General features: G+C 62.7%; 7 protein-coding genes and 1 pseudogene. 2 read left to right on the plus strand and 6 right to left on the minus strand.

Annotation, left to right across the window (positions count from 1 at the left end):
• From BGN95_RS07550 to BGN95_RS07575, 6 genes are all read right to left on the minus strand, one after another.
• A partial coding sequence (locus BGN95_RS07550) for a calcium:cation antiporter family protein (RefSeq protein ID WP_502688268.1) occupies positions 1-778 on the minus strand: 778 nt, incomplete at its 3' end.
• Between the two features lie 10 nt (positions 779-788).
• Positions 789-1,121 carry a DUF190 domain-containing protein gene (locus BGN95_RS07555; protein WP_353744684.1) on the minus strand — a complete coding sequence of 111 codons (333 nt, stop codon included), beginning with the start codon at positions 1,119-1,121 and terminating at the stop codon, positions 789-791.
• A 287-nt stretch (positions 1,122-1,408) separates the two neighbouring features.
• Positions 1,409-2,557 (minus strand): IS110 family RNA-guided transposase, encoded by a 1,149-nt coding sequence (locus tag BGN95_RS07560; protein ID WP_286772162.1) that lies wholly within the window; start codon positions 2,555-2,557, stop codon positions 1,409-1,411.
• Positions 2,558-2,607: 50 nt separating this feature from the next.
• Positions 2,608-5,862: an efflux RND transporter permease subunit gene (locus tag BGN95_RS07565; RefSeq protein WP_286772163.1), complete on the minus strand. Its 3,255-nt coding sequence runs from the start codon at positions 5,860-5,862 to the stop codon at positions 2,608-2,610.
• A gap of 3 nt (positions 5,863-5,865) precedes the next feature.
• Entirely contained in the window at positions 5,866-7,026 is a 1,161-nt protein-coding gene (locus tag BGN95_RS07570) for an efflux RND transporter periplasmic adaptor subunit (RefSeq protein ID WP_286772164.1), read from the minus strand.
• Positions 7,027-7,148: 122 nt separating this feature from the next.
• Entirely contained in the window at positions 7,149-8,414 is a 1,266-nt protein-coding gene (locus BGN95_RS07575) for a TolC family protein (protein ID WP_286772165.1), read from the minus strand.
• A 910-nt stretch (positions 8,415-9,324) separates the two neighbouring features.
• On the opposite strand from BGN95_RS07575, the gene BGN95_RS07580 reads away from it, so the two are divergent.
• Positions 9,325-9,864: a class I SAM-dependent methyltransferase gene (locus tag BGN95_RS07580; protein WP_286772166.1), complete on the plus strand. Its 540-nt coding sequence runs from the start codon at positions 9,325-9,327 to the stop codon at positions 9,862-9,864.
• A gap of 22 nt (positions 9,865-9,886) precedes the next feature.
• Positions 9,887-10,152 (plus strand): annotated as a pseudogene (locus tag BGN95_RS07585) (hypothetical protein); the annotation flags it as partial.

Genomic DNA, 10,152 nt, shown 5'->3' on the forward strand with positions numbered 1-10,152 from the left:
ACTGGATGAGCAGGAATTCGTCGAATCCCAGCACGCGGCCCGAGCCCACCATCGCTTCGGCAAAGGGCTCCGCCGACACCAGGATCACCGCGGCTGCAACGATCGTGAGGGCACCCATGACGAGCCATTGCCGACCAGAGGACAGTGTCGCCAGCGCCGCCGCCGGGCCGGGTTCGTCGTCTTCGCCCTCTTCCGCCTTCGGAAGGCGGCTGACGCGCCAGACATAAACGCCGAAGACGGCGACAAGCACCACCGTATCGAGTAGGCCGATCTCATTGCGCAGCAGGATTGTAAACGACCAGATGGAGCCGATAAGCAGGAACGTGACTTCCGCGGCGTTGACCGGGGCAAGGTCGATTTGGCGCTCCCGCGTACGAAACCAGTGAATGAGCACGAGCGTAGGCCACGCCAAGCCCACGAGAAGACGGTTCGCACCCGTCATGTTGGCGGCCGCATAATGGACATAGTTCGAGTCCGGGTTCTGACCCGCGACATAGGCATAATAGAAATCGACTGCGTATTCGGGCAGCACCGTGATTAAAGCGATAGCCGCAACAATGAGGCCCTGGCTGATCCGCTTCTCGGCCGCCTCGGCACCCCAGGAGAGCATGAACCCGGCCGCTAAAATCGCGCCACCGAACAGCAGCGCATCAAGCAACGGGTCCGGTCGCCATCCCCCCAGCCGCAGCGCTAATGCCGGCACCGTAATCGCGACCGCTATGCCAAGATAGACAGCGAACCTTCCGAGCGAGGCTCGGGTGTGGACGGGACTTGTCATGCTAGCCTCGTCAGCCGGTGGGCAGCTGTGGGTGTTCTTCGGATGACGATGCCTCAAACAATATCTCGACGGCCTCGAGTGTTATCAACCCGATCCCCGGGATGTCCGCGAGCGAGGCTGCGAAGGCACGCAGGTGCGCCTCCTCATCGATGATCTCGATGATGAGCGGTTGGTCCTCGTCGAGCAAATGATGCCGGTGCTGGTGCGCGCTATGGCCGAATCCGAAAAGTGCCCGCACCACCGTCACGCCGGCCAGCTTTGCCTTGCGCGCGCGTTCCGCCACCACCTCGGACACTTTTTCGTCGCCGAAATGCGCTGCCTCGTCGGTATAGATCCGGAGCAACTTTATGCTTGCCATGGCTTCTCTCCAATGAAAGAACTCAAGAGTTGGATACGAGCGGAATGCCGCATTTTCTCGTGGGTTCTGATTTGCTCTGTGTCCGTCGGCGCCGGTCCGGACGAGTTTAGGGTTTCGAGGACAGACGCCCTGTCCTCGTTCTTCACGGCAGTGAGCCATTCTCCAATCCGTGACCTCACCCGATGGGCTTGATCACATTCCGGTGTTCGGCTCTCGACTTCCCATTTTCCTTGAGAGTGCGGCCCCGCGATGCGGAACCCACTAAGGCATGATCAGGACAGCCGGGAAAGATTAGACCGTCGCTCCAGCGCGTCGCGGCACTCATAGTCGCGCTGGTCGCGCAGCACCTGGTAGGCGATCGTCAATAGCTTGCGCGCGATCACGACCTTGGCGCGATTGGTACCTTTGGTCACTTTCAAGTGCTCATAATCGAACTTGAGAGCGGGCTCAGCGCGCATGGCGGGAACTGCCGCTTCCACAAAGGCCCAGCGCAGCCACTTGTTGCCGGTCTTGATGAGCCGCCCGTTCCAGCATTTACCGCCGCTGGCATAGGTCGACGGTACGAGACCGGCATAGGCGGCGAGCTTCTTCGCCGAGCGGAAGCGTGTGACATCGTCGATCTCGGCGGCAATCAGGCGCGCGAAGAACTCACCCACGCCAGGGATCGTCTTCAGGCGTTTGACGTCCGCATTGTCAGCGCTGAAGCGTCGGATCGTCTTTTCCGACGCGTGGATCCGCTGGTTGATGTCATCGATGAAGGCGATGGCACGGTCGATATGCTCGCGATCGATCGTCGACACCGAAAGCAGCTCGAGCTGGCCACGCCCGATCTTGCCGAACAGGTCGGTCATCTCCCGCAGTGCTCGGGTCTGCTCCGGATAGCGGTCGAAGATCGTCACCACCCGGTTCTTCACCATCGTGCGCAGCCGCACGAAGAAGATCCGCTCTCGCAGCGCCTGACGTAGCGCTCGGGCGGCCTCGCGCGGCACGTAGGATTCCGGGATCAGGTCCGCCCGCAGCAGATGCGCCAGGATCGTCGCGTCGATCTTGTCGGTCTTGATCTTGGCGTCGGCGATCGCCTTCACCTTCAACGGGGGCGCGAGCACGACATCGTCGCACAGCTCGTCGAGCCAGTCGTACATCACCGTCCAGTTGCGGCTCGCTTCCATCACCGCATGGCTGTTCTCCAGATAGGGCGTCAAAAACCCGGCAAGCGAGCCCGGGTCGTTCTTCACCTTGCCCGAGCGCAGGACCTGCCCGCCCCTGTCCTGGACCAACAGGTACGTGTAGGCTTTGTGGTAATCCACGCCGATGTGATAATCGTAAGACATGGGTGCATCTCCATTCTCGTTGGGGATCAGCAATCCGCTCAACGATCGTGATGCCACGAGGGGGTGCACCCTGGCCTCCACGGCGATCATCTCACCGCTCCATTCCTTCACCGAAGCAACACGCTTTCATACCGGCTCCTTCAGGCTCGGGACACGGGATTACCCGCCGACTCTGGCGCTTGACCGTCTTCGCGTCGGCCCCAGCGTTCCCCGTACCCAAGTACAACTTTGGAGATCGCCGGGAGGACGAGCAGCGTCAGTATGGTTGCCGCAACCAGTCCGCCGATCACGACAGTAGCAAGCGGCTTCTGCACCTCGGCGCCGGTGCCGTGTGCAAGCGCCATTGGCACGAAGCCGATGGCCGGCACGAAGCCGGTCATCACCACCGCTCGCATCTTCTCGGTCATGCCCTCCTTGATTGCATCGACCAGTAGCATCCCGGCTTCAATGCGCTCGCGGATCGCGGTCATCACCACCAAACCGTTAAGTACGGCGACACCGGCGAGGCAGATGAACCCGACGGCGGCCGAGACCGAGAAAGCAATTCCGGTCATGGCGAGCGTGAACACACCCCCTGCGAGCCCGAGCGGCACGGCTAGAAACACGGCCGCAGCACGTCCGAGCCCTCCAAGCGCCAAATAGAGCAGACCGAAGATGGCAAGGAAACACAACGGCACCACGATCGCGAGCCTGCGGGTCGCATCCTGGAGACTCTGGAATTGGCCACCCCATTCGAGATAGTAACCCGCTGGTAGCTTGACTTGGGCGATTTTTGATTGTGCTTCGGCGACGAATGACCCGGCATCTCGGCCCAAAAGGTTAATCTGAATAGCGAGGCGACGCTTGCCGTTCTCACGCCTGATCTCATTCAGCCCTTGGGTAACGCCAATTTGCGCAACCTGCGCGAGCGGCACCTGTTGGCGAGACTGGCCGACTTTGTCCGGAAGCAGCACCGGCAGCGCTTGGATTTCATCCAGACTTATCCGCGTGGCTTCAGGGACGCGAACCGTGATGTCGAACCGCCGATCTCCCTCGTAGAGCAGTCCGGACTCGCGACCCCCGAGTGCTGCGGAGACTGTATCGGCTACCTCCCGAACGGTGAGACCGTAGCGCGCTATGGCGGCTCGGTCGAGCTTGACGTCAAGCGTGGGCGCACCGCCAACCTGGTCAGCCTTGACGCTGCCCGCGCCTGGGATCGACTGCAGAATACGGACCATCTCGTTAGCCGTTTGGGTCATCTTGTCGAGGTCGTCACCGTAGAGCTTGATCGCCACGTCCCCGCGCACACCCGCGATGAGCTCATTGAAGCGCAGTTGGATCGGTTGGCTCATCTCATAGAGCTGACCTAGTTGACCGCCAGAAGCCTTCTCGATGCGCTCAATGACTTCCGCCTTGGTGTGGACGCCCGCGGGCCACTGATCCTGTGGCTTGAGAATGACATAACCGTCCGACATGTTCTGCGGCATCGGATCGGTCGCAGCCTCCGCCGTGCCTGTCTTAGAGAACATCAGCTCCACTTCGGGCAGTTTCGTCACAGCCGCTTCCACCTGGCGTTGCATCGCGAGCGATTGTTCCAGGTTGACGGAAGGCACGCGCGTAGATGCGAGTGCGATGTTTTTCTCGTCGAGCTGGGGAATGAATTCGGAGCCAAGCAACCCGAAAGCCGGCACTGCGGCTAGGAAGAAGGCGAAGCCGCCCACGATGAACGGCCACGGTCGCGCCACCGCCTTGTCGAGCAGGGGTAGGTAGCGCGCCTTGGCCTTGGCGATCAACCACACCTCCTTCTCAGCGACGCGGCCCCGGATCAACAGCGCCACCATCGCCGGCACGAACGTCAGCGCCAGAATGAACGCCGCGACGAGCGCGAGCATGATCGTGATCGCCATCGGCGAAAACGTTTTGCCCTCGACACCGGTGAACATCAGCAGCGGCGCGAAGGCGAGCAGGATGATCGCCTGTCCGAACACGGTGGGCTTGATCATCTCCTGGGAGGCCCGCATGGTTTCCTCAAGCCGCTCGCGAAGGGTGAGAAGTCGCCCCTCATGCTCCTGTCGGTGCGCGAGCCGCGCCAGACAGTTTTCGATGATGATGACCGCCCCGTCGACGATCAGCCCGAAGTCGAGCGCCCCGAGGCTCATCAGATTGCCCGGAACCCGGAACGCGTTCATTCCTATAGCCATCATCAGGAACGAGAAGGGGATCACGAGCACCGAAATAACTGCCGCGCGCCAGTTGCCGAGCAAGAGGAAGAGGGATGCTGCGACGAGGATGGCGCCCTCGGTCAGATTGCGCTCGACCGTAGCGACCGTCGAGCTGACAAGTTTAGCGCGATTAAGCACGATCTCGACTTCGACACCCGGCGGCAATGTATTAGAGATTTGATCCAGCTTTGTGCCCACATCTTGCGCGACGATCCGACTATTTTGTCCGATCAGCATGAGAACGGTACCGATCACCGCTTCCTTGCCATTCACACTGCCCGCGCCCGTGCGGAGATCGCCGCCGCTCTCGACGTTGGCGATTTGTCCCACCGTTATCGGCACACCGCCCCGCGTAGCGGCGACCGCGTTCTTGATTTCGTCGACCGAGCGCACCCGCGCGTCGAGCCGAACCAGGTAGCCTTCGCCACCGCGGTTGTAGTAGTTGGCCCCAACCGCGAGATTGGCGTTTTCCAATGCCTCACCAAGCTCGCTGTAGGAGATGCCGTAGGTCGCCAGCTTTGTCGGATCAGGCTCCACGACAAAGGTTTTGGCATAGCCGCCAATCGAGTCGACGCCGGCGACGCCGGAAACCGCCCGCAACTGCGGGCGGACGATCCAGTCTTGTACAGTGCGGAGGAATCCGGCCTGCTCCACCTCGTTCGTCAACCGATCGCCCTCGGGCGTCAGATAGCTGCCGTCCGACTGCCATCCGGGTTGACCATTCTCGACCTTGCCACCCTTCCCACCGGGGTTGCGGTATCGCACGGTGTACATCACGACCTCACCCAGGCCAGTTGTAACCGGACCGATCTGTGGCTGGATTCCGTCAGGCAAAGTGTCGCGCGCCTGGGTCAGCCGCTCGCCGACCTGCTGACGCGCGAAATAAAGATCGGTGCCCTCGGAGAAAATCGCGGAAACCTGGCTGAACCCGTTACGCGAGATCGACCTGGTCGTCTCCAATCCAGGAATGCCGGCGAGCGCGGTCTCAATCGGATAGGTGACGAGCTTTTCCATTTCGACCGGGGAGAGGCGCCTGTCGACAGTGTTGATCTGGACTTGTTTGTTGGTGATGTCGGGAACCGCGTCGATCGGCAGCTTGGTGAGCTGCCACAGGCCGACGCCCGCGATCGCGAGGAAGATGAACAGCACCGCCCATCGTGCGCGGACGGACAGCGCCATGAGACTTGCGATCATGGCTTATTCCTCCTCGCCCGCGCCCTTGCCGAGTTCGGCCTTGAGCAGGAAAGCGTTGCGGGTGGCGATGATGTCGCCGGACTTGAGCCCGGAAACGATTTCAACTCTGCCAGCGCTGCGCTGGCCTAGCGTCACGAAGCGCGCCCGGAACCCTTGGGGCGTGCGGACGAACACGGCATCGCGGCCGTCAACGCTCTGCACGGCATTTTCGGGGACCACAATCGCATTGGTCGCTGTGCCCTGGCTCGGCATCAGGCGCACCCGCACGCCAAGACCAGGTTGAAGGACACCGCCCGGCACTTCGATGAGCGCCGTGGCCGAGCGGGTCTCGCCGCTCAGCGTTGGGGTGACGGCCCGAACACGGCCTTCGACCGTGCATCCATCGTTCAATTCGACGATCGCCCGATCTCCCGCCGCAAGACGCGCTATGTCGCTTGGGTTGATCGCGGCTTCGACCTGGATCTTGCTCGGATCGGCGACACGAAAGAGCTCGGCCTCCGGCTGGACAAAGGCACCCAGACTCACCGACGCGGAGGTGACGCGCCCGGCGATCGGGCTTGCCACGATGACACCGCGGCCGTCGCCGGTGACGTTAGCCGCACCCGCCGCGACCTGTGCGCGGCGCGCTTCGGCCGCTGTCGCGGCGGCTTCCGCTTGCGCCTGTTCGAGATCGACGCGCGCCGACACCTTCTGGTCGTAAAGATATCGCTCGCGCGCGAGCGATTTGCGCGCCAGCTCGGCGCGCGCAGCGGCGGCGGTCCGGTCGGCTGCGATCTGCGCGGCATCCCGGCTCTCGACTACCGCGAGCGCTTCACCGGCCCGGACGGGATCACCGAGCCGCTTGAAAACGCGCGTAACCGCGCCGCCCGCACGGGCCGTCACCAACGCTTGACCCGTCGGGGAGGGGGTGACGACCGCCTGCGAAACGATCTCCGACCCGAGGCCTCCTGCACGCACCGCCTCCACCGCGATGCCGGCTTCACGGATTGCCTGCGCAGTCATGACGAGGCTATCCGGCGGCCTCTCACTTTGGTCTTTCTTTTTTTCTGCCGATTGGTTGCCGGGGGCTGAATCGGCTGTGCAGCGCGCGACGCTGAAGCCGCCAATGGCAGCGAGTAACACGGCACCCGCCACGCCGCCCAGAAGGCGCTTGTCTTGGATCATAGGATATCTCCGGAATTCGGCTGGCCTGGGCCCGACGGCCCGGCAATCGACGGCGCATACGCCGCCGCCACGATGGCAGGGCGCGTGATAGACCGCACCGATGGGAAGCATTGTTGCAACGCTCAGCGGTCCCCCAATTCGGGTGCGGAGGCAGTCAATCGCTCAAGGCGTGCCTCGGCATCATGATAGGCCGCTAGGGCATCGGTGAACGCAGCCCGGGTCTCGGCGAGGGTTCTTTCTGCCTCCAGCAAATCGAGCTGGCTGAACTTGCCCTGAGAATAGCCAATCCGAGCGATGCGGGCGGCCTCGGAGGCCGCGGCAAGACCCGGTCCTCCTGCCGACCGAGCCGTTGCGGCAGCATTGGCCAACTCAGCCTGGGCGCTCGCAATAGCCTGCTCCGCCTCGATCACGGCAACCCGGCGGTTGGCATCGGCCCGCGTCTGCTCGGCGCGAGCCTGACTTACGGCGGCCGCGCCGTTGTTGAAAAGCGGGAACGGGACAGCGATTCCGATCACCGCCGCGTTGTCGTTGGTTTCCGATAAGCGCCGCGCGCCGACGCTGATCGTGATGTCCGGGATACGCTGGGATCTGGCGAGCCGCACCTGGGCATTCGCAGTGTTGAGATCGGCCTGCGCGGCAGCCAGCGCCAATGTACCGCTCGGATCGACCGGCATCGTCGGGCCGTAACCGCCGATGCGACCGAACCAGCCAAGATCAAGTGAGCCATCGATAGGCTGACCGATAAGCCGTTCGAGGTTCCCCCGGGCTACGGCTGCCTCGCGCATCGCGCGTTCGAGACCCACCTCGGCATTCACCCGCAAGACCTCGGCTCGCTGCTGATCAATAGGCGCACCGGCGCCTGCTATCACCCGCGTCCGCGCTGCCTTGAAAGCATTTCCTGCGATCTCTGCCTGCTGGCGAGCGACGTCCACGCGTCGTTCGGCGGCGGTCGCCGAGATATAGGTTTGCGTGATCCGCAGGTTGAGATCTGCGAGCGCGATGGCCGCATCGATTTGCGCGCGCGCGCTCCGGGAATCGGCGACGGCAATTCGTGCGGAACGCTTGCCGCCAAGCTCTATCGGGAGTGCAAGCGTCGCTGTCGTTTCCGCGCTTTGCGTGCCGCGATAGATGCCAGAGCCGGCAACATTCTCGGTCTGAACCTGAATTTCAGGATTGGGCCTGAGGCCCGCGATCGTACGTCCAGCAGCCGCAGAGCGAATCCCCGCCGCCGCCGACTCGATACTAGGGGAACTGCCCCCGGCAATGGTTCGGGCACGATCGAGTGTGAAGATCGATTGACTGGTGGAGGGGGGTGAGGCCGCCGACTGCGCCTGGGCAATTGATGCGCAGGACGTGACGGTCAATATGGCCGCAATAACTCGATGCATGAAAAGTAGCTCCTGACTATCCAGACGAAGCTTTGCGGCCAGCTGCCGCGAAGAGTCGGATGGTCAGGCCTCGGGTGGCCTGAGCGCAGGGCCACTGCACGCTTTTGCGTGCATGGAGGTTCGCATCCCAACTCGGGCAACAGCATTGCTCGTAGACGATATGTCCGAGGGCTGTGGGACGATCGCTGCTATATAATGCGCGTGGCACGCGCAGTTACGATAGGGACAACCTTTGCCACTATCCGTTGGCACGGCGTGAGCGTCGGTGCTCCGGAGGGCGGCCTGTCCGTCGATACTGCCGTCAACGGCAAAGGAGACTGAGGGCTCCCGCGCGAACGCTGCCGGCGCTGCACCCAAGGAGAGGACCAGCACCACAAAACCAAGCAGGACGAGCATACGCGGAAAGCCAAGAACGAGCATCAGCGGCCCCCCAGCCAGGCCGCGGTGGAGGTGGTGCTGAACGTCTTAATCCTCCGGAAACCCTTGGTACGAACCCGAGCCAGTCCCGCGCGCACGGTCGAGAAATGCCTCCCCGCGATCCCCCACGAGGCCATGCTGCTTCCGCGCGGTGCCGCAGCGCCTCCGACAAAAATAGTCATGCCGAGCCCACGACTGTCTCGGCCGCGAGCTCAATCCAGAGCAAGCGCAGCCAGCATTGACCGTTGAACGTGTCCGGCTTTGCTGATGCGCAGCTGCTGCAGGTCATTACGTTATCCCCGAACGAATCGACGCCTGCCTTATGCAGTCTATAGCTACTAGAGGGTCAAGCAGGAATTGCCTCAGCCAGTGCAACCGGGGCGCGATCTCGAACTACCGGATCACCGACACGCTGGTACTGCCGGGCGAAGCCGGGGTTGACCCTATAGCAACTAGAGGGTGCGGAATACTTCCGCGACTCGCTACGGAGGTAATGATGAGCGATTGCGGATGTGAGGCCAGCACATTACGGGCAGACAGCGATCCCGCTTATTGGCACACGACGCGCGTTGGCGAAACATGCGAAGCAGGTGTCGGCAGGAACGGTGCCTACACGCCTCCGCTCGAGAAGGGCGACACCGCTGATTACAATCAGGCGATCCGACGTTGGACCCTCGATCTGCACTCGTGCCGCGCCATGATCGAGCTTTTGGCACCGCGTCCCGGCGAAGCAATTATTGATGTTGGATGCGGCACCGGCAGCTTCGCCATCATGCTCAAGGCAGCCGAGCCAGGCGTGGATTTCATCGGCATCGATCCGGACGAGGAAGCGCTGGCGATTGCCCGCGCAAAAGCTGACGCCGCCGGCGCGGACATCCGCTGGGAACGCGGCGTCGCGCGGAACTTCGACACTTCCCGCCGACGTTGTTGTCACGAGCCTGATGTTCCACCAGGTGCCCATGGCCGAGAAACAGGCGGGCCGGGCCGCGATGTATGCCGCGCTGCGTCCCGGCGGGAGGCTTGTAATCGCTGATTACGGTCGGCAGCGAGGCCTGATGCGGCTGCTGTTCCGGCTTACCATCCAGCGGCTCGACGGCGTCGCCGACACCCAACCCAATGCGGACGGGGCTCTTCCTCGACTCGTAAGGGCGGCCGGATTCGGCAACGTGCGGGAAGCAAAACGAATTTACACCGCAACCGGAACGATCGTCCTGATCACGGCGGAGCGGCCCGGCTTATATGGAAGTAACGATGAACCTGGAAACAGAGCAACGGCAAATCAGGAAACAGTCCATACAGGCCATTCTCCTGTGCGCGGCGG

Source organism: Sphingomonas sp. 66-10 (genome assembly GCF_001897045.1).
GTDB classification, from domain to species: Bacteria; Pseudomonadota; Alphaproteobacteria; order Sphingomonadales; family Sphingomonadaceae; genus Sphingomonas; species Sphingomonas lycopersici.

Bases quoted from the DNA above. Each gene is read 5' to 3' on its own strand.
- BGN95_RS07575 (WP_286772165.1), bottom strand. From the start codon at position 8,414: ATGCATCGAGTTATTGCGGCCATATTGACCGTCACGTCCTGCGCATCA.
- BGN95_RS07560 (WP_286772162.1), bottom strand. From the start codon at position 2,557: ATGATCGCCGTGGAGGCCAGGGTGCACCCCCTCGTGGCATCACGATCG.
- BGN95_RS07570 (WP_286772164.1), bottom strand. From the start codon at position 7,026: ATGATCCAAGACAAGCGCCTTCTGGGCGGCGTGGCGGGTGCCGTGTTA.
- BGN95_RS07565 (WP_286772163.1), bottom strand. From the start codon at position 5,862: ATGATCGCAAGTCTCATGGCGCTGTCCGTCCGCGCACGATGGGCGGTG.
- BGN95_RS07580 (WP_286772166.1), top strand. From the start codon at position 9,325: ATGATGAGCGATTGCGGATGTGAGGCCAGCACATTACGGGCAGACAGC.